The organism is Pseudomonas sp. GW823-FHT05G12, assembly GCF_058795575.1.
In genome coordinates this window covers 172,808-193,711 of sequence record NZ_CM179501.1, presented here as the reverse complement: position 1 = coordinate 193,711, position 20,904 = coordinate 172,808, and the positions used below count along the sequence as shown (strand labels likewise).

The 20,904-nt window shown below is 58.0% G+C and carries 15 protein-coding genes and 3 rRNA genes; 12 read left to right on the top strand and 6 right to left on the bottom strand.

Features of this window, described 5'->3' with window-relative positions; all coding sequences use genetic code 11:
• Nucleotides 1-49: 49 nt before the first annotated feature.
• From rrf to AC3RCM_RS00885, 5 genes are all read right to left on the bottom strand, one after another.
• Nucleotides 50-165, bottom strand: a 5S ribosomal RNA gene (gene rrf, locus AC3RCM_RS00905).
• 131 nt (nt 166-296) lie between these two features.
• Nucleotides 297-3,189 (bottom strand): 23S ribosomal RNA (locus AC3RCM_RS00900).
• Nucleotides 3,190-3,481: 292 nt separating this feature from the next.
• A 16S ribosomal RNA gene (locus AC3RCM_RS00895) occupies nt 3,482-5,018 on the bottom strand.
• Together the 16S, 23S and 5S rRNA genes form the textbook arrangement of a ribosomal RNA operon.
• A 554-nt stretch (nt 5,019-5,572) precedes the next feature.
• Complete coding sequence (locus AC3RCM_RS00890; RefSeq protein ID WP_064490873.1) at nt 5,573-6,793, bottom strand: CaiB/BaiF CoA transferase family protein; 1,221 nt, start codon at nt 6,791-6,793, stop codon at nt 5,573-5,575.
• 13 nt (nt 6,794-6,806) lie between these two features.
• On the bottom strand, nt 6,807-7,988 hold the full coding sequence (locus tag AC3RCM_RS00885; protein ID WP_003252907.1) for an acyl-CoA dehydrogenase: 1,182 nt from the start codon (nt 7,986-7,988) through the stop codon (nt 6,807-6,809).
• 160 nt (nt 7,989-8,148) lie between these two features.
• Here AC3RCM_RS00885 and AC3RCM_RS00880 point away from each other — a divergent pair, with 160 nt between their 5' ends.
• The 10 genes from AC3RCM_RS00880 (at nt 8,149) to AC3RCM_RS00835 (ending at nt 17,959) form a co-directional block, all read left to right on the top strand.
• Complete coding sequence (locus AC3RCM_RS00880; RefSeq protein ID WP_064490874.1) at nt 8,149-9,066, top strand: LysR family transcriptional regulator; 918 nt, start codon at nt 8,149-8,151, stop codon at nt 9,064-9,066.
• Nucleotides 9,067-9,485: 419 nt separating this feature from the next.
• On the top strand, nt 9,486-10,607 hold the full coding sequence (locus AC3RCM_RS00875; RefSeq protein ID WP_020191551.1) for a Re/Si-specific NAD(P)(+) transhydrogenase subunit alpha: 1,122 nt from the start codon (nt 9,486-9,488) through the stop codon (nt 10,605-10,607).
• An 11-nt stretch (nt 10,608-10,618) separates the two neighbouring features.
• Complete coding sequence (locus AC3RCM_RS00870) at nt 10,619-10,933, top strand: NAD(P) transhydrogenase subunit alpha part 2 (RefSeq protein WP_003252914.1); 315 nt, start codon at nt 10,619-10,621, stop codon at nt 10,931-10,933.
• A 2-nt stretch (nt 10,934-10,935) separates the two neighbouring features.
• Nucleotides 10,936-12,372 (top strand): NAD(P)(+) transhydrogenase (Re/Si-specific) subunit beta, encoded by a 1,437-nt coding sequence (locus AC3RCM_RS00865; protein WP_003252919.1) that lies wholly within the window; start codon nt 10,936-10,938, stop codon nt 12,370-12,372.
• Nucleotides 12,373-12,558: 186 nt separating this feature from the next.
• Nucleotides 12,559-14,052, top strand: coding sequence for a succinyl-CoA:acetate CoA-transferase ScpC (scpC, locus tag AC3RCM_RS00860; protein WP_064490875.1), 1,494 nt, complete (start codon nt 12,559-12,561; stop codon nt 14,050-14,052).
• 373 nt (nt 14,053-14,425) lie between these two features.
• Nucleotides 14,426-14,641, top strand: a complete 216-nt coding sequence (locus AC3RCM_RS00855; protein ID WP_003252924.1) for a DUF1127 domain-containing protein — start codon at nt 14,426-14,428, stop codon at nt 14,639-14,641.
• 308 nt (nt 14,642-14,949) lie between these two features.
• Nucleotides 14,950-15,267, top strand: coding sequence for a DUF2388 domain-containing protein (locus tag AC3RCM_RS00850; protein ID WP_014589278.1), 318 nt, complete (start codon nt 14,950-14,952; stop codon nt 15,265-15,267).
• 89 nt (nt 15,268-15,356) lie between these two features.
• Nucleotides 15,357-15,650, top strand: coding sequence for a DUF2388 domain-containing protein (locus tag AC3RCM_RS00845; RefSeq protein WP_064490876.1), 294 nt, complete (start codon nt 15,357-15,359; stop codon nt 15,648-15,650).
• Between the two features lie 36 nt (nt 15,651-15,686).
• Nucleotides 15,687-16,007 (top strand): DUF2388 domain-containing protein, encoded by a 321-nt coding sequence (locus tag AC3RCM_RS00840; protein WP_003252932.1) that lies wholly within the window; start codon nt 15,687-15,689, stop codon nt 16,005-16,007.
• On the top strand, nt 16,004-17,959 hold the full coding sequence (locus AC3RCM_RS00835; RefSeq protein WP_064490877.1) for a DUF7844 domain-containing protein: 1,956 nt from the start codon (nt 16,004-16,006) through the stop codon (nt 17,957-17,959). The genes AC3RCM_RS00840 and AC3RCM_RS00835 overlap by 4 nt, the downstream gene beginning before the upstream one ends.
• 38 nt (nt 17,960-17,997) lie before the next feature.
• On the opposite strand, the gene AC3RCM_RS00830 is transcribed toward AC3RCM_RS00835, so the two are convergent.
• Nucleotides 17,998-18,399, bottom strand: a complete 402-nt coding sequence (locus AC3RCM_RS00830; RefSeq protein ID WP_049588409.1) for a GFA family protein — start codon at nt 18,397-18,399, stop codon at nt 17,998-18,000.
• A 267-nt stretch (nt 18,400-18,666) separates the two neighbouring features.
• Here AC3RCM_RS00830 and AC3RCM_RS00825 point away from each other — a divergent pair, with 267 nt between their 5' ends.
• Entirely contained in the window at nt 18,667-19,974 is a 1,308-nt protein-coding gene (locus AC3RCM_RS00825) for a CitMHS family transporter (RefSeq protein ID WP_010951541.1), read from the top strand.
• Between the two features lie 69 nt (nt 19,975-20,043).
• The gene (locus AC3RCM_RS00820) at nt 20,044-20,814 is read left to right on the top strand and encodes a TerC family protein (RefSeq protein ID WP_020192918.1); all 771 of its coding nucleotides are present in this window, start codon (nt 20,044-20,046) and stop codon (nt 20,812-20,814) included.
• Nucleotides 20,815-20,904: the final 90 nt, after the last annotated feature.

Sequence of the window (20,904 nt, the reverse complement as noted above, 5' to 3'; positions counted from 1 at the left end):
AAGACAAAACCCCTACCTGCGTGCGCAGATAGGGGTTTTGCGAAATGAATCTTGACGATGACCTACTCTCACATGGGGAAACCCCACACTACCATCGGCGATGCATCGTTTCACTACTGAGTTCGGGATGGGATCAGGTGGTTCCAATGCTCTATGGTCGTCAAGAAATTCTGTTGCCAGAATGTCCAGATGGACAGCCCAGCGAATTCGGATATGTGATATTTGTGGTCTTACGAATTTTCGGGTCTTTCGTCTTCACCACCGCAATCTGCGTCAGCAAATTGCTTGGGTGTTATATGGTCAAGCCTCACGGGCAATTAGTATTGGTTAGCTCAACGCCTCACAGCGCTTACACACCCAACCTATCAACGTCGTAGTCTTCGACGGCCCTTTAGGGGATTCAAGATCCCAGTGAGATCTCATCTTGAGGCAAGTTTCCCGCTTAGATGCTTTCAGCGGTTATCTCTTCCGAACATAGCTACCCGGCAATGCCACTGGCGTGACAACCGGAACACCAGAGGTTCGTCCACTCCGGTCCTCTCGTACTAGGAGCAGCCCCTCTCAAATCTCAAACGTCCACGGCAGATAGGGACCGAACTGTCTCACGACGTTCTAAACCCAGCTCGCGTACCACTTTAAATGGCGAACAGCCATACCCTTGGGACCGGCTTCAGCCCCAGGATGTGATGAGCCGACATCGAGGTGCCAAACACCGCCGTCGATATGAACTCTTGGGCGGTATCAGCCTGTTATCCCCGGAGTACCTTTTATCCGTTGAGCGATGGCCCTTCCATACAGAACCACCGGATCACTAAGACCTACTTTCGTACCTGCTCGACGTGTTTGTCTCGCAGTCAAGCGCGCTTTTGCCTTTATACTCTACGACCGATTTCCGACCGGTCTGAGCGCACCTTCGTACTCCTCCGTTACTCTTTGGGAGGAGACCGCCCCAGTCAAACTACCCACCATACACTGTCCTCGATCCGGATAACGGACCTGAGTTAGAACCTCAAAGTTGCCAGGGTGGTATTTCAAGGATGGCTCCATGAGAACTGGCGTCCCCACTTCAAAGCCTCCCACCTATCCTACACAAGCAAATTCAAAGTCCAGTGCAAAGCTATAGTAAAGGTTCACGGGGTCTTTCCGTCTAGCCGCGGATACACTGCATCTTCACAGCGATTTCAATTTCACTGAGTCTCGGGTGGAGACAGCGCCGCCATCGTTACGCCATTCGTGCAGGTCGGAACTTACCCGACAAGGAATTTCGCTACCTTAGGACCGTTATAGTTACGGCCGCCGTTTACCGGGGCTTCGATCAAGAGCTTCGCTTGCGCTAACCCCATCAATTAACCTTCCGGCACCGGGCAGGCGTCACACCCTATACGTCCACTTTCGTGTTTGCAGAGTGCTGTGTTTTTAATAAACAGTCGCAGCGGCCTGGTATCTTCGACCGGCATGGGCTTACGGAGCAAGTCCTTCACCCTCGCCGGCGCACCTTCTCCCGAAGTTACGGTGCCATTTTGCCTAGTTCCTTCACCCGAGTTCTCTCAAGCGCCTTGGTATTCTCTACCTAACCACCTGTGTCGGTTTGGGGTACGGTTCCCAGTTATCTGAAGCTTAGGAGCTTTTCTTGGAAGCATGGTATCAACCACTTCGTCGCCTGAAGGCAACTCGTCATCAGCTCTCGGCCTTGAAATCCCGGATTTGCCTAAGATTTCAGCCTACCACCTTAAACCTGGACAACCAACGCCAGGCTGGCCTAACCTTCTCCGTCCCTCCATCGCAATAACTGGAAGTACAGGAATATTAACCTGTTTTCCATCGACTACGCTTTTCAGCCTCGCCTTAGGGACCGACTAACCCTGCGTCGATTAACGTTGCGCAGGAAACCTTGGTCTTTCGGCGTGCGAGTTTTTCACTCGCATTGTCGTTACTCATGTCAGCATTCGCACTTCTGATACCTCCAGCAAGCTTCTCAACTCACCTTCACAGGCTTACAGAACGCTCCTCTACCGCATCATCGTAAGATGATACCCGTAGCTTCGGTGCATGGTTTGAGCCCCGTTACATCTTCCGCGCAGGCCGACTCGACTAGTGAGCTATTACGCTTTCTTTAAAGGGTGGCTGCTTCTAAGCCAACCTCCTAGCTGTCTAAGCCTTCCCACATCGTTTCCCACTTAACCATGACTTTGGGACCTTAGCTGACGGTCTGGGTTGTTTCCCTTTTCACGACGGACGTTAGCACCCGCCGTGTGTCTCCCATGCTCGGCACTTGTAGGTATTCGGAGTTTGCATCGGTTTGGTAAGTCGGGATGACCCCCTAGCCGAAACAGTGCTCTACCCCCTACAGTGATACATGAGGCGCTACCTAAATAGCTTTCGAGGAGAACCAGCTATCTCCGAGCTTGATTAGCCTTTCACTCCGATCCACAGGTCATCCGCTAACTTTTCAACGGTAGTCGGTTCGGTCCTCCAGTCAGTGTTACCTAACCTTCAACCTGCCCATGGATAGATCGCCCGGTTTCGGGTCTATACCCAGCGACTAAACGCCCTATTAAGACTCGCTTTCGCTACGCCTCCCCTATTCGGTTAAGCTCGCCACTGAATATAAGTCGCTGACCCATTATACAAAAGGTACGCAGTCACCTAACAAAGTAGGCTCCCACTGCTTGTACGCATACGGTTTCAGGTTCTATTTCACTCCCCTCTCCGGGGTTCTTTTCGCCTTTCCCTCACGGTACTGGTTCACTATCGGTCAGTCAGTAGTATTTAGCCTTGGAGGATGGTCCCCCCATATTCAGACAAAGTTTCTCGTGCTCCGTCCTACTCGATTTCATTGACAAGAGATTTTCGTGTACGGGGCTATCACCCACTATGGCCGCACTTTCCAGAGCGTTCCACTAATCTCAAATCAACTTAAGGGCTGGTCCCCGTTCGCTCGCCACTACTAAGGGAATCTCGGTTGATTTCTTTTCCTCAGGGTACTTAGATGTTTCAGTTCCCCTGGTTCGCCTCTTGCACCTATGTATTCAGTACAAGATAACCAGCTTATGCTGGCTGGGTTCCCCCATTCAGAGATCTCTGGATCACAGTCTGTTTGCCGACTCCCCAAAGCTTATCGCAGGCTACCACGTCTTTCATCGCCTCTGACTGCCAAGGCATCCACCGTATGCGCTTCTTCACTTGACCATATAACCCCAAGCAATCTGGTTATACTGTGAAGACGACATTCGCCGAAAATTCGTACGTTGCTCTTTCGAGCAGAACTCACAAATTTTACCTTAGCCTGATCCACCAGCAGTGAAACTGGTGTTCAGTCTATATCTATCACATATCCGAATTTTTAAAGAACGATCTGACAAAAGCCAGAAATCAACATTCGAAGCGAATGCTCATTTCCAGGTTCTGACCAGGAAAAACGTCTTCGACAATGAATCAAGCAATTCGTGTGGGAGCTCATCAGCAGGCTGATGTCGTCGATTAAGGAGGTGATCCAGCCGCAGGTTCCCCTACGGCTACCTTGTTACGACTTCACCCCAGTCATGAATCACACCGTGGTAACCGTCCCCCCGAAGGTTAGACTAGCTACTTCTGGTGCAACCCACTCCCATGGTGTGACGGGCGGTGTGTACAAGGCCCGGGAACGTATTCACCGCGACATTCTGATTCGCGATTACTAGCGATTCCGACTTCACGCAGTCGAGTTGCAGACTGCGATCCGGACTACGATCGGTTTTGTGAGATTAGCTCCACCTCGCGGCTTGGCAACCCTCTGTACCGACCATTGTAGCACGTGTGTAGCCCAGGCCGTAAGGGCCATGATGACTTGACGTCATCCCCACCTTCCTCCGGTTTGTCACCGGCAGTCTCCTTAGAGTGCCCACCATAACGTGCTGGTAACTAAGGACAAGGGTTGCGCTCGTTACGGGACTTAACCCAACATCTCACGACACGAGCTGACGACAGCCATGCAGCACCTGTGTCAGAGTTCCCGAAGGCACCAATCCATCTCTGGAAAGTTCTCTGCATGTCAAGGCCTGGTAAGGTTCTTCGCGTTGCTTCGAATTAAACCACATGCTCCACCGCTTGTGCGGGCCCCCGTCAATTCATTTGAGTTTTAACCTTGCGGCCGTACTCCCCAGGCGGTCAACTTAATGCGTTAGCTGCGCCACTAAAATCTCAAGGATTCCAACGGCTAGTTGACATCGTTTACGGCGTGGACTACCAGGGTATCTAATCCTGTTTGCTCCCCACGCTTTCGCACCTCAGTGTCAGTATCAGTCCAGGTGGTCGCCTTCGCCACTGGTGTTCCTTCCTATATCTACGCATTTCACCGCTACACAGGAAATTCCACCACCCTCTACCGTACTCTAGCTTGCCAGTTTTGGATGCAGTTCCCAGGTTGAGCCCGGGGCTTTCACATCCAACTTAACAAACCACCTACGCGCGCTTTACGCCCAGTAATTCCGATTAACGCTTGCACCCTCTGTATTACCGCGGCTGCTGGCACAGAGTTAGCCGGTGCTTATTCTGTCGGTAACGTCAAAACAGCAAGGTATTAGCTTACTGCCCTTCCTCCCAACTTAAAGTGCTTTACAATCCGAAGACCTTCTTCACACACGCGGCATGGCTGGATCAGGCTTTCGCCCATTGTCCAATATTCCCCACTGCTGCCTCCCGTAGGAGTCTGGACCGTGTCTCAGTTCCAGTGTGACTGATCATCCTCTCAGACCAGTTACGGATCGTCGCCTTGGTGAGCCATTACCCCACCAACTAGCTAATCCGACCTAGGCTCATCTGATAGCGCAAGGCCCGAAGGTCCCCTGCTTTCTCCCGTAGGACGTATGCGGTATTAGCGTTCCTTTCGAAACGTTGTCCCCCACTACCAGGCAGATTCCTAGGCATTACTCACCCGTCCGCCGCTGAATCAAGGAGCAAGCTCCCGTCATCCGCTCGACTTGCATGTGTTAGGCCTGCCGCCAGCGTTCAATCTGAGCCATGATCAAACTCTTCAGTTCAATACTGCTTGGGTTTTTAAGAAACCCTAAACTTGGCTCAGCAATCTCAAATGACTATGTGATTTCTCGCATGGCCACTTGTGATGCTGATAATCTTTTTGACTATCAGTCCATACTCACAAGCACCCACACGAATTGCTTGATTCGATTTGTTAAAGAGCGTTTGGTTAAGAGCTTTTCGTCTCAACCGAGGCGCGCATTCTACGCTTTCCTCAGAGTCTGTCAAGCGTTTATTTTGAAGTTTTTTGCGAGAAACTCGTTTAGCTTCAAACACTTGGCTCGCTGCGATCTCTCGTAGCGGGAGGCGAATCATACAGCACTTGGAAGCGCTGTCAACCATCATCTCAACCGCTTTCGATCATTTGATCGTAGCACTTTCAGCTTTTGCCTTAACTACTTAACTCATTGAATCTCAAGGAGTTTTTCGTTCCGATGTCGCTGGAAGTGGGGCGCATTATAAGGGGATTCGAGAGGGCGTCAACCTTTAATTTCAATAAACTTTGATAGCGCTGAAAAACAAAGCGGGGAGGCCTGACGGCCTCCCCGCTTTTCATCTAGAGCACTCCAGCATCACGCAGACGCTGTACCTCGCCAGCATCCAGCCCCAACACTTCCCCCAGCACCACTTCGGTATGCTCGCCCAGCAGTGGTGGCGCCCGGCGATACTCCACTGGCGTCTCCGACAACCGTATCGGGCTCGCAACTTGCGGCACACTACCCGCCAATGGATGCGGGATATTCAACGCCAACCCGCGCGCCAGCACCTGGGGGTCCTGGAACATCTGCGCCAGGTTATTGATAGGTCCACATGGCACTCCTGCAGCCTCCAACTGGGCCACCCACTCAGCCGTGGTCTTGAACACCGTAGCCTGGCGAATCAATGGTATCAGCTCAGCCCGGTTGGCCACCCGCAGCTTATTGGTAACGAACCGAGGGTCCTCCGCCCATTGCGGCTGCCCGGCCACCTCAGCGAACTTGCGGAACTGGCTGTCATTACCGACGGTAAGAATGAAATCGCCATCTGCCGTCGGAAAGTCCTGGTAAGGGACTATATTAGGATGCGCATTACCCAGCCGACGGGGAGGGGTGCCCGTGGTCAGGTAGTTCATCGCCTGGTTCGCAAGGCAGGCCACCTGCACATCGAGCAATGCCATGTCGACATGCTGGCCGACCCCTGTCTGATCCCGGTGGGCGAGGGCAGCCAGCATGGCGACCGTGGAATACAACCCGGTCAGAATATCGGTAAGCGCCACACCCACCTTGACCGGCCCTGCGCCTTCTTCACCCTCCGGACGACCGGTCAGGCTCATCAGCCCACCCAACCCCTGGATCATGAAGTCATAGCCAGCACGCTTGGCATAGGGCCCGGTCTGACCGAAGCCGGTAATGGAGCAATAGATAAGCTGCGGGTTGATCGCCTTCAGGCTCTGGTAGTCCAGGCCATAGGCAGCCAGCCCACCTACCTTGAAGTTCTCTATGACGATATCGCACTGTGCCGCCAGCTCCCGCACCAGCCGCTGCCCCTCCGACTGGGTAAAGTCGATGGTCACCGAGCGCTTGTTGCGGTTGGCCGACAGGTAATAGGCCGCCTCACTGGTGTCCTCACCTTCGACATCCTTGAGGAAAGGCGGCCCCCATGAGCGGGTATCGTCGCCACTGCCTGGGCGCTCGACCTTGATCACGTCGGCACCAAGGTCAGCCAGAATCTGACCAGACCACGGGCCGGCCAACACGCGCGAAAGGTCTAGCACCCGCAGATGTGATAGCGCGCCCATGGCTTGCTCCTTATTAATAGAACGCCTGGATACCAGTCTGCGCACGCCCCAGGATAAGTGCATGCACGTCGTGGGTACCTTCATAGGTGTTGACCACCTCCAGGTTAACCAGGTGGCGGGCCACACCAAACTCGTCGGAGATGCCATTGCCGCCCAGCATGTCACGCGCCATACGGGCGATATCCAGCGCCTTGCCGCAGGAATTGCGCTTCATGATGGAGGTGATTTCCACCGCAGCCGTCCCTTCATCCTTCATGCGCCCCAGACGCAGGCAGCCCTGCAGCGCCAGGGTGATTTCGGTCTGCATGTCGGCCAGCTTCTTCTGTATCAACTGGTTGGCGGCCAGTGGACGACCAAACTGCTGACGATCCAGGGTGTATTGGCGGGCGGTGTGCCAGCAGGCTTCAGCGGCACCCAGCGCACCCCACGAAATACCATAGCGAGCCGAATTCAGGCAGGTGAACGGGCCCTTGAGGCCACGCACGTCCGGGAAGATGTTCTCTTCTGGCACGAACACATTGTCCATGACGATTTCGCCAGTGATCGAGGCGCGCAGGCCAACCTTGCCATGAATTGCCGGGGCACTGAGGCCTTGCCAGCCTTTTTCCAGTACGAAGCCACGGATATCGCCCGCATCATCCTTGGCCCACACCACGAACACATCGGCGATGGGGCTGTTGGTGATCCACATCTTGCTGCCGGTCAGCCGGTAGCCACCGTCGACCTTTCTCGCCCGCGTAATCATCGAGCCAGGGTCGGAGCCATGGTTAGGCTCGGTCAAACCGAAGCAACCGATCCACTCGCCACTGGCCAGCTTGGGGAGATATTTCTGCTTTTGAGCTTCGGTGCCAAATTCGTTGATCGGCACCATCACCAACGACGACTGCACACTCATCATCGAGCGGTAACCCGAGTCGATGCGTTCCACTTCGCGAGCAATAAGGCCGTAGCACACATAGTTCAGGCCGCTGCCACCGTATTGCTCGGGGATGGTTGCACCCAACAGGCCGACTTCACCCATCTCGCGGAAGATCGCCGGATCGGTCTGCTCGTGGCGGAAGGCCTCGAGCACACGCGGCGCCAGCTTGTCCTGGGCGAACTGATAAGCGCTGTCACGCACCATGCGCTCTTCTTCAGTGAGCTGCTGATCCAGCAGCAACGGGTCGATCCAGTTGAAGCTTGCTTTACCGGCCATGAGCGAATCCTCGAAATAGGGGTCAGTTTCTTGTGCCTTTGAGCCTAGGCCTGATCGGCTGCGGGGACAAACGAGGATTGCGCACCGATTAGTGATATTTTGTCACTCCGTAAATCGGCAAAACGCCTTATTGACAGCCTTACAAGTGAGGTTGACGTACATGCGTCGTAAGATCCCCAGTACCGCCGCCCTGATTTGCTTCGAGGCGGCAGCCCGTAACGAGAGCTTTACCAAGGCTGCCCAGGAACTCGCGCTGACCCAGGGTGCCGTCTGTCGGCAGATCGGTGGCCTGGAAGCCTTCCTTAATGTGGAACTGTTCCGTCGCTCGCGCCGCGGCGTGAGGCTGACCGAAGCCGGCCTGTCCTACAGTCGCCAGGTGGCGGCCCAACTGGACGCCGTGGAGCGCGATACCTTGTCGGTAATGCGCCAGCAAGGCGCCAATGTGATCGAACTGGCGGTAGTGCCGACTTTTGGCACTCAATGGCTGCTACCACGACTCAAGGACTTCCAGCAGCGCCACCCGGAGGTCACAGTCAACCTCACCAACCGCACCCGGCCATTCCTGTTTGCCGACACGACCTTCGATGCCGCCATCTATTTTGGTGATGCGGACTGGTCAGGCACCCAATCGCACCAATTGATGGGTGAAAACCCGGTACCTGTGTGCAGTCCGGCGCTGCTGAACGGCCAAGGCATGCTCGAGGCACACCACATCGCGCAGCTACCACTGCTGCAGCAGAGCACACGCCCGTATGCCTGGCGGCAATGGTTCGGCAGTGTGGGCATGAATGTGGAGCGCGACATGACAGGCCCGCGCTATGAACTATTCTCGATGCTCGCCCAGGCGGCCATGCACGATATGGGCATTGCCCTGATACCACCGTTCCTGATCCAGCGGGAGCTGGAGGAGGGAAGGCTGGTGGTCGCTAACAGGCATGCCCTGAGTAGCGACAAGGCCTACTATCTGATGATTCCAGAGCGCAAGGTGGAGTCGGCGTCGCTACGCGCCTTTCGCGACTGGCTGGTAAGTCAGGCTCAGGCCTACATAAATAGCCCAGGGACAAACGCGACAAATTGACCCTGTAGTCAATTATTTTAAACACCTACAGATATATGTATATGTCGCATATTCGCAAACTGTAACGCAAGCATAAAAACACCCTTTAACCGTGCTCAGTACGCGGCTTTGCGGGTTATTTTGCGACATCCAACTAGTCGTAAGCGAATTGGCCGCTTTTTTTTTGATTTTTTCTCCTAATCTGCCAATGGCGCATGTTTGACGGGCTGCAACCCTATTGCTGCGACAAGCGGTCACAGGGTGACTTGTAGTTTTGACTTCGTTTCGCTCCAGAACCGGTTGAAGGCCTTCGGGTTCGTCTGCAAAATGCTTCGCCCCGCCCGGGATCCGGCGGGTTGGCGCTCCACAGCCGCCCCAGCGCACCATCCGAAGTGTGCTGGCTTCTACAAAGACAAAAGGTCACCGCAGGAGAAATAGTCGTGCACATTGGTGTTCCTCTCGAGACGCAGACCGGTGAGACAAGGGTCGCTGCGACCCCCGAAACCATCAAGAAACTGATTGGCCAGGGCCATCAGGTCACCGTTCAACGGGGGGCAGGGCTCAACGCCGCCATTCCGGACAGTGCCTATGAAGCCGTGGGTGCTTCCCTTGGGAGCGCCGCCGATGCCTACGGCGCCCAATTGGTACTCAAAGTGGTCGCCCCCAACGACCAGGAACTGGCCCTGATCAACAGCGGCAGCCTTCTGGTGGGCATGCTCAACCCCTTCAACGGTGAACTGATCGGCAAGATGGCCGAACGCGGCATTACCGCCTTCGCCCTGGAAGCCGCACCGCGAACCTCGCGGGCGCAGAGCCTGGACGTGCTGTCGTCGCAGGCCAACATCGCCGGCTACAAGGCCGTGTTGCTGGCAGCCCATCACTACCCACGCTTCATGCCAATGCTGATGACCGCTGCCGGTACCGTTAAGGCCGCACGCGTGCTGGTACTGGGCGCCGGCGTTGCCGGCTTGCAGGCCATCGCCACAGCCAAGCGCCTGGGTGCGGTGATCGAAGCATCCGACGTTCGCCCGGCAGTGAAAGAGCAGATCGAATCACTGGGTGCAAAATTCATCGACGTGCCATACGAGACCGACGAGGAGCGAGAATGCGCCGAAGGTGTTGGCGGCTATGCCCGACCAATGCCGGCCAGTTGGATGCAGCGCCAGGCACAGGCCGTGCACGAGCGCGCCAAGCAGGCGGATATCGTCATCACCACCGCGCTGATCCCCGGGCGCAAGGCGCCGACCCTGCTAAGCGCCGAAACCGTGGCGCAGATGAAGCCTGGTTCGGTGGTCATCGACCTGGCTGCAGCCCAAGGCGGCAACTGCCCGCTGACCGTCGCAGACCAGGTGGTGCAGGAGAACGGCGTGATCATCGTCGGCCCGACCAACCTGCCGGCCCAGGTGAGTGCCGATGCCTCGGCACTGTATGCACGCAACCTGCTGGACTTCATGAAGCTGCTGTTCGACAAGGATGGCGCGCTGATCATCAACCTCGAAGACGACATCGTCGCGGCCTGCCTGATGTGCCGTGATGGTCAGGTCGTCCGCAAAAACGGCTAAGGAGCACGACAATGGAAGACATGCTGATTTCCCACGGCATCTATAACCTGATCATTTTCGTGCTGGCCATCTATGTGGGCTACCACGTGGTGTGGAACGTCACCCCGGCGCTGCACACCCCACTGATGGCGGTCACCAATGCCATCTCGGCAATCGTCATCGTCGGCGCCATGCTAGCCGCGGCCCTGACCGTGACCCCGGCTGGCAAGCTGATGGGCACCCTGGCCGTGGCCCTTGCCGCAGTCAACGTGTTCGGTGGCTTCCTGGTCACCCGCCGCATGCTTGAGATGTTCAAGAAGAAAACCAAGAACGAGGCGAAGAAGTAAGCATGAGCATGAATCTGGTAACGCTCCTCTACCTCGTCGCCTCGGTGTGCTTCATCCAGGCGCTCAAGGGCCTGTCGCACCCGACCACCTCGCGGCGCGGCAATCTGTTCGGCATGATCGGCATGGGGCTCGCCATCCTCACTACGGTTGGCCTCATTTATAAGCTCGGGGCTGAACTTGCCACTGCCGGTATCGGCTATGTCATCGTCGGCCTGCTGGTCGGTGGCACCGCCGGTTCGATCATGGCCAAGCGCGTCGAAATGACCAAGATGCCCGAACTGGTCGCCTTCATGCACAGCATGATCGGCCTGGCCGCGGTATTCATCGCCATCGCCGCCGTACTAGAGCCGCAGTCGATGGGCATTGTGGCTGCCATCAGCGACCCGATCCCCACCGGTAACCGCCTGGAACTGTTCCTCGGCGCCGCCATTGGTGCCATTACCTTCTCCGGTTCGGTGATCGCCTTTGGCAAGCTGTCGGGCAAGTACAAGTTCCGCTTGTTCCAGGGCGCACCGGTACAGTTCGCTGGCCAGCACAAACTGAACCTGATCCTTGGCCTGACCACCATCGCCCTGGGCCTGCTGTTCACTTTCACTGGCCACTACAGTGCCTTCACCCTGATGCTGGTCCTGGCCTTCATCATGGGTGTGCTGATCATTATTCCGATCGGCGGCGCCGACATGCCAGTGGTGGTGTCGATGCTCAACAGCTACTCGGGGTGGGCAGCGGCCGGCATCGGCTTCTCGCTGAACAACTCGATGCTGATCATCGCCGGTTCCCTGGTAGGTTCGTCCGGTGCCATCCTCTCGTACATCATGTGCAAGGCGATGAACCGTTCGTTCTTCAACGTCATCCTTGGCGGTTTCGGTGGCGATACCGACACTGGCGCGGCGCAAGGTTCGCAAGAACAGCGGCCGGTGAAGTCCGGTTCGGCTGACGATGCCACCTTCCTGCTCAGCAACGCCGACAGCGTGATCATCGTTCCGGGCTACGGCCTGGCGGTAGCCCGCGCACAACACGCGCTGAAAGAGCTGACCGAGAAGCTGACCCACAACGGCGTGACCGTGAAGTATGCGATTCACCCGGTGGCGGGCCGTATGCCCGGGCACATGAACGTACTGCTGGCCGAGGCTGAAGTGCCGTACGATCAGGTATTCGAGATGGAAGACATCAACGCCGAGTTCGGACAGGCCGACGTGGTGCTGGTGCTGGGCGCCAACGACGTGGTCAACCCGGCGGCGAAGAACGATCCCAAGTCGCCAATCGCCGGCATGCCGATCCTCGAAGCGTTCAAGGCCAAGACCATCATCGTCAACAAGCGCTCGATGGCCAGCGGCTATGCCGGCCTGGACAACGAACTGTTCTATCTGGACAAGACCATGATGGTGTTCGGTGACGCCAAGAAGGTCATCGAGGACATGGTCAAGGCGGTGGAGTGACACCAGCCGCTGCAAACCAGCTGATATAAAGGAAGCCCCGGTCAGAATCTGCCGGGGCTTTTCTTTTATTGATCCGGATCAACGGCTCAAATACAAGGCTTCTCATACGACCATGGTCGTGGGACGGCAATGGGCGAAATCTCTAGACTGCGCTGCAGTAGTTTCAGTAGCCCGAGATAACAATCCATGTACCGTGATCGTATCCGCTTGTCCTCCCTGCACAGCAAGGTAATGAGTGCGGCTGATGCCGCTGGTCTGATCGAGGACGGCATGACTGTCGGCATGAGCGGCTTCACCCGCGCCGGCGAAGCCAAGGCCGTACCGCATGCATTGGCCGAACGTGCCAAGCAATCGCCACTGAAAATCAGCCTGATGACCGGCGCCAGCCTGGGCAATGACCTGGACAAACAACTGACCGAGGCCGGTGTGTTGGCCCGCCGCATGCCGTTCCAGGTCGACAGCACCCTGCGCAAAGCCATCAATGACGGCCAGGTGATGTTCATTGACCAGCACCTGTCGGAAACCGTCGAGCAACTGCGCAACCAGCAGCTGAAGCTGCCGGACATCGCGGTCATCGAAGCCGTGGCCATCACCGAGCAAGGCCACATCGTGCCAACCACTTCGGTGGGCAACTCGGCCAGCTTCGCAATCTTCGCCAAGCAGGTGATTGTGGAGATCAACCTCTCGCACAACACCAACCTCGAAGGCCTGCACGACATCTATATCCCAACCTACCGCCCGACTCGCACGCCAATCCCGCTGGTAAAGGTGGACGACCGTATCGGCAGCACCGCGATCCCGATCGATCCGGCCAAGATCGTCGGTATCGTCATCAGCGACCAGCCGGACTCGCCGTCCACTGTGCTGCCGCCAGATGATGAAACACAGGGCATCGCCGACCACCTGATCAACTTCTTCAAGAAGGAAGTGGATGCAGGCCGTATGACCAACAAGCTCGGCCCGCTGCAAGCCGGCATTGGCAGCATTGCCAATGCGGTGATGTGCGGCCTGATCGAGTCGCCGTTCGAAGACCTGACCATGTACTCCGAAGTGCTGCAGGACTCCACCTTCGACCTGATCGATGCCGGCAAGCTTAGCTTCGCATCCGGCAGCTCGATCACCCTGTCGACGCGCCGCAATGCCGATGTGTTCGGCAACCTGGAGCGCTACAAGGACAAGCTGGTGCTACGCCCGCAGGAAATCTCCAACCACCCGGAAGTAGTGCGTCGCCTGGGCATCATCGGTATCAACACCGCACTGGAGTTCGATATCTACGGCAACGTCAACTCCACCCACGTCTGTGGCACCAGGATGATGAACGGCATCGGTGGCTCCGGCGACTTCGCCCGTAACGCCCACCTGGCGGTATTCGTCACCAAGTCGATTGCCAAAGGCGGGGCGATTTCCAGCGTGGTGCCAATGGTCAGCCATGTCGACCACACCGAGCACGACGTGGACATCCTGGTCACCGAGCAGGGCCTGGCGGACCTGCGCGGCCTGGCGCCGCGCGAACGGGCGCGAGCGATCATCGACAACTGTGTGCACCCAGACTACCGCGCTGCGCTGAACGACTACTTCGACCGCGCCTGCCAGCGTGGCGGCCATACCCCGCACATCCTGCGTGAAGCCCTGAGCTGGCACGAAAACCTGGAAGAAACCGGGCGCATGCTGGCCAGCTGATCCAGATGTGGTACGGAACGGCGGCCCTGCTTCCGCTGTTCCGGCCTCTTCGCGGGCTTGCCCGCGAATGGGGCATAACAGTCAAACCCTTCTATCACTACGCCACGCCTCTACTAGCAGCATAATCTGTACTACTGTACTGGTTCTTTCAGACCTTCCCGACTGACAAATCCCCTTCTTCGAATCAGAACGCACCAAATAAGTGCGGACCAGTACAGTTACGCCTATTTCGAGTGCAACAGTAGGGTTACACAGTTAACTGAGCCATCGTCTTTCCACCGAACTGTATCTACTGTTATGGACGACAGAGGAGGATCATTGGCATCAGTTAAATCACTACCTAATGCCGCCATAAGCGGAAGGATGAAGCATCATGGAACGTACCCTCAGTTCCGGTCTGGTTTTTGAAAGCAACGCCCAGCAATCCAACACTTCGCTGCCACTGCGCGCATTGTCGACCCTGCTGCTGTGGCAGCGCCGTATGACCAGCCGTCGTCAACTGGCTCGCCTGGACTCCCGCCTGCTGGCAGACGCCGGTATCAGCGAGTCGCAGCGTTACGAAGAGCTGAGCAAGCCTTTCTGGCGCTAAGCTCCCGGCTTGCCGGCTTCGCCGGCACCGTGAATTCCTCAAACCCGTTGCAGGTGACTGCAGCGGGTTTTTTATTGCCCGAGAGACGCGCAGTCGCGTGCTTCAGATTGAGACCAGTACAGTTTTACAAAAACGAAAATTCGCCTTAACAGTTGTCTGACACAGCAGTCGTTGTCATCTCTACACAGCACTGCGTGATACGCTTGGCCTAACCGTCTGCTGGAACCCGTTGAAGAAAACGTACCGTGACGAGCCCTGCAAACGTCCGATACAGCAGAACCAACCTGACCTACCCAGGAGTCCACATCATGAACCGTAAACACCTGCTTGGCGCCGCCCTGCTGCTTGGCCTGGCTGGCACTGCCAATGCCACCAGTTTCGTTGTCACCACCGACGCGGTAGTGGGCGCCGTTGCTGCCTCCACCGACGCCACATCCGACGTGAGCTCTTCCTTCCGCGACGACAAGATTGTCCAGGCAGCCCGCGATGACGCAGCCAGCTTCGTCGGCACTCAGGGCGCTATCCGCGGCGCCCGACTGGAAAGCGCCTTTGTGCACATCCGTTCGAACATGCCGGCCCTGCAAGCCAGCGATGCACAGCTGGCCCAGGCCATCCTGGCACTCTGATACGCGCCATGCACAACAGGTGCGTTGGCTTCGGCCCTCGCACCTGAGGTAGGCTTCGCCGTTCATTTTTCCAGCCTTCAAGAAAGCTCATGCGTTATCTGTTGCCATTGCTGTTCGCCGCCGCAGGCATGGCCAGCGCCCATGCCATGGATACCACCACACAAAGCCTGGTCATCACCGGCTATGTCACCAGCCAGTTCACAGTCGCACCATTCGATCGCAAACTGCTTACACAGGCCCGCGACGATGCCGCCGCATTCGTTGCCAGCGACGGGCTGATCCGTGGTGCACGCCTGGAAGCCGCCCTGGAATCATTACGCCACAATTGCGCACGGCACGCCGTCGGCGATCTGGAACTGGCGCAGGCAATTCTCGTCCAATAACTACATCTGACTCCCTGTATTTTTCGGAGATGCTCCATGCGCAAACCGCTGATTGCCGCTTCCCTCGGCATGCTGCTGCTGGCCGACCTGGCCCAGGCACAGACCCTGGTGGCCACCAGCAACATCATCGTGCGTGCCTTTGGCCGTTCGATCGACTTCACCTCAGACACCACCACCTCGATCCGCGACTCCAAAGTGGTGCGCGAAGCCCACGACGACGCTGCAAGCTTCGTCGCCAGCAACGGTGACATCCGCGGCGTCCAACTCGAGGCGGCCTTCAATACCCTGCGCGAGCGAGTACCGGAAGCGCGCGGCGCCAGCGACCAGGTATTGGCTGAAGCCATACTCGCACTGTGAAGCGCGTGCGTGCCTGGCTGCTTGGCTGCGCCCTGACGCTGCTCGGCACGCCCGCCTTGGCCGACCTGCAGCTTGAGCTGCAGGCGTCCGGCCTCGACCCACAACAAACAAAAGCCTCCCAAGCCCTGCTCGACGAGGCCATGGGCAAGCTGCCACCGCGCTTCAAGCAGCAGCTGGACCGCCGCGTGCGGGTCAGCTGGAGCGACAACATGCCTGCCGACGCCTATGGGCAGGCATCACTGATATCCACCCTCGAGCTCAACCGCCGCTTGCTGCCCAGCCTCGCCGATGGCAGCGCCGCCGCCGAGCGCACCGACCGCCCACATGGCACGGTGCATGAAGAGCTGCTGGCCACCGTGCTGCACGAGCTCACCCATCTCTACGACCGTGCCCGCCTGTGGCCCAGCGCCGAAAATGCGCTGATTGCACGCTGCAAACGCCAGCAAGGTACGCTGGGCAAGGTCGGCCTGCCGGAAGAATGCCGCGGGCAGGCCGAGCGCCGCTTCACCCTGAGCGACGACCCACGCCTGCTCGACCTGGCCGGGTGGCAGCAGTACGTGGGCCGACGAGGCGAGCGCGAACAGCACAATGGCCAATTCGTGCGCAGCCCCGACAGCTATGAGTTGAGCAGCCCCAAGGAATACATCGCGGTCAACATGGAGTATTTCCTCCTCGACCCGAGCTACAGCTGCCGTCGCCCGGCGCTGTATCAGTACCTTCGCGAACACTTCGGCTGGGCACCCCAACAGGACACCTGTGCCAAGGGCCTGCCATTCATCAATGCCGGCAGCGACTTCGCCCGCCAGCCGCTAGGTGAAATCGACCCAGAGCGGGTCTACGAAGTGGACTATCTGCTGGCTGAAGCCAATCAGAACCTGGTCAGCCGCTGGGGGCACAGCATGCTGCGCCTGGTGATCTGCAAGCCGGGCCGCCCACGCGGACCAGACTGCCGCCTGGACCTCGATCAAAGCCTGGTGCTGTCGTACCGCGCCTTCGTCAACGACGTGCAACTGTCCAGCTGGGACGGCCTGGTCGGCAACTATCCATCGAGGCTATTCGTGCTGCCGCTGGGCCAGGTGATCGACGAATACACCAAGACCGAGCTGCGCAGCCTGGCCTCGGTGCCCTTGAAGCTCAGCCGCGACGAAATCGAGAACCTGGTGCGCCAGGCCGCCGAGATGCACTGGAGCTATGACGGCAACTACTGGTTCCTGTCCAACAACTGTGCCGTGGAGTCGTTGAAGCTGCTGCGCAGCGGCACCGCCAATCCACGCCTCAACGACCTAGACAGCATCATGCCCAACGGTTTGCTGGCAGTGCTCAAGGGCAGGGGGCTGGCAGATACCAGCGTGCTTGATAACCCGCGCGAAGCGTTACGCCTGGGCTACCGCTTCGATTCTTACCGCGACCGGTACCAGGCCATGTTCGAGGTGCTGAGAAAGCAGTTGCCAATCAAGCAAGCTCTGGTTGAAGACTGGCTGGCCCTCAATGCCGAGCAGCGCCGTAGCTGGTTTGCCAAGGCTGACCTGCGCACCAGTGCGGCACTGCTTCTGCTTGAGCAGGCCAGCCTGCGCCGGCAGCTTCTGCTGGCCCAGGACGAAGTCAAGCAGCGTTACCTGAATGCCGCAGCCTTGAAGGATGGCAGCATCAACAAAGCCGATGCCACGCTCAAGCAAATGCTTGCCAACAGCGGTTTTCTCAGCCGCCCGGCAGAGTTGCTCGATTCCAAAGGCTATGGGCTGCCGCAGCCAGAAGAGCGCAAGCACCTGGAGCAGGTGAGCAGAGAGCGCCAGGCACAGCTGTTGCGCTTGAGCACCAGCCTGGATAAAGAGGTGAGGGCGCTGCTGGAGCCGTCGCGAGCCAAGGAAATTGCAGCGGTCGAGGCAAACGTGAAGCAGATCGGCGAGCACTTGCGGGCGTTGCACAAGGCTGCTGGTGGCCTGCAGTTGTGATGTATGAAGGGCTGGCCCTTTCGCGGGCGAGCCCGCGCCTACAGGCGCTCCTCATCTTCCGAGGGCAAATCCTCATCCAGATGCAGCCAAGGCAACCGGCTGCCTGCCCAGATATGTCGGTTGGCTCGTACCCGCTCAGGGTGATCCAGCGTCGCCACCGTTACATCGATCGTCTGCGGGCTATGCGTGGTCACCAGCGCCACATGCGCCCCACACTGCCCACAGAAGTAGCGGCTGCAACTGGCAGGCGCCACATAGCAGCTCGGCTCGCCCGTTAACCACTGGAACCCAGAACGGGGCAGGGTAAGCCAGGTGACCACCAGTCCACCGCTGACCCGCCTGCAGATCGAACAATGACAGTGGGCAATGTCCGTCAGGTTGCCCTCCAGCCGATAACGCAGGGCTCCACAATGGCAGCCACCTTCGGTTACATCCTGCATCACCTACCTCTCGTCACCTTTGCTTCAGCGAAAGCTGGCTGAAAGCTTGCCCTTTTAGGATAGCGCCCACTACCGGCACAAGACCGGTCAGCCAGGGCACCCGGTCAATACCGCGCCCGGCCCAATCAACAACAACAATGGTGATTCTGATGTATTCCTGTGCCCGCCTTTTCGTAGTCCCCCTCCGCATGCTCCCCGCACAGCGCCCTACGCGCTGATACGCCCGAATCGACTGTCCTTTCGCCGCGCCACGCCTGGAGTATTGCCATGCTGACCTTCCTCGGCTTTGCCATGGTCATCACGTTCATGTACCTGATCATGACCAAGCGCCTTTCGGCCTTGATCGCGCTGATTCTGGTACCGATCCTGTTCGCCCTGTTCGGTGGTTTTTCCGCCAAGATCGGCCCCATGATGCTAGAGGGCATCAGCAAGCTCGCACCTACCGGCGTGATGCTGATGTTCGCCATCCTCTATTTCGCCCTGATGATCGATTCCGGCCTGTTCGACCCGGCCGTTCGCAAGATCCTCAAGCTGGTCAAGGGCGATCCGCTGAAAGTCTCGGTCGGCACCGCTGTACTGGCCCTGGTGGTCTCGCTCGACGGTGACGGTGCCACCACCTACATGATCTGCTGCGCCGCCATGCTGCCGATGTACAGCCGCCTGGGCATGAGCCCGCGGATCATGGCCGGCCTGATCATCCTCGCCGGCGGCGTGATGAACATGACCCCATGGGGTGGACCGACCGCGCGTGCTGCCAGCGCCCTGCACGTAGACCCGTCAGACATCTTCGTACCGATGATCCCGGCCATGCTGTTCGGTGTACTGGCGATCCTGGCCATTGCCTACATGTATGGCAAGCGTGAGCGTGCCCGCCTGGGCGAACTGCATCTGCCTACCGACGACATCGACCACAGCGAAATCACCGTCTCGCAGTACCCGGACGCACGCCGGCCCAAGCTGCTGTACTTCAACGGTGCCCTGACCGCCGCCCTGATGGTCGCGCTGATCGCCGGCCTGCTGCCGCTGCCAGTGCTGTTCATGATTGCCTTCAGTATCGCCATGATCGTCAACTACCCGTGCCTGCAACAGCAGAAGGACCGCATCGCCGCCCACGCCGGCAGCGTACTGGCCGTGACCGGGCTGATCTTCGCCGCCGGCATCTTCACCGGCATCCTGTCCGGCACCGGCATGGTCGACGCCATGTCCAAGAGCCTGCTGGCGGTCATCCCCGAGGCGCTGGGCCCATACTTGGCCGTGATCACCGCGATCGTGAGCATGCCGTTCACGTTCTTCATGTCCAACGATGCGTTCTACTACGGCGTGCTGCCGGTGCTGGCCGAAGCCGCCAGCCACTATGGCATCACCCCGGTGGAAATGGCCCGTGCGTCGATCGTCGGGCAGCCGGTACACCTGCTCAGCCCGCTGGTACCCTCCACCTACCTGCTGGTAGCCCTGGCCGGTATCGAGTTCGGCGATCATCAGCGCTTCACGCTCAAGTGGGCAGTGCTGGTATGCCTGTGCATAATGCTCGGCGCACTGCTGATGGGGATTTTCCCGCTGTTCAGTAGTCTTTAATACATCCGTATCACGTACGCGACGCGCCCTGACCGGGGCGCGTTGCCATTACCGCTCGAAGGAAAATACATGGAATGGCTGACCAGCCCGGAAATCTGGGTTGCCTTTTTCACCCTTACCGCGCTTGAGATCGTCCTCGGTATCGACAACATCATCATGATCTCGATTCTGGTCAGCCGCATGCCCAAGCACATGCAGCCACGCACCCGGATCTTCGGCCTGGCCCTGGCCATGGTCACCCGTATCATGCTGCTGCTGTCGATTACCTGGGTCATGCGCCTCACCGCCGACCTGTTCGTGGTCTTTGGCCAAGGCATCTCCGGGCGTGACCTGATCCTGTTCTTCGGTGGCCTGTTCCTGCTGTGGAAGAGCTCGCAAGAGATCTACCACGGCCTGGAAGGCGAGGACGAGAACGCAGAGGAGCCCAAAGGCGCAGGTGGCAAGTTCTTCTACACCATCATCCAGATCGCCATCATCGACATCGTGTTCTCGCTGGACTCGGTGATCACCGCTGTGGGCATGGTTTCCCACGTACCGGTGATGATCGCCGCCATCGTTGTGGCCGTGCTGGTGATGATGCTGTGCGCCGGCGCCATCAGCAATTTCATCGACAAGCACCCGTCGCTGAAGATGCTCGCGCTGTCGTTCCTGATCGTGGTCGGTACTGTACTGATCGCTGAAGCGTTCGAAGTGCATGTGCCGAAGGGCTATGTCTACTTCGCCATGGCCTTCTCGCTGGCGGTGGAGGCCATCAACATCCGCATGCGCACCGCCATGGCCCGCAAGGATGGCAAGGATCATGAACCGGTGAAACTGCGCAAGGACATTCCGGGTCAATAAGGCCAAGGAAGTGCAGCACAACAAGGGCCCTTCGCAGGGCCCTTTTTAATGCCTTTTTTCTGTGCGTTTTTTCCTGCGCGTTGTCACTGT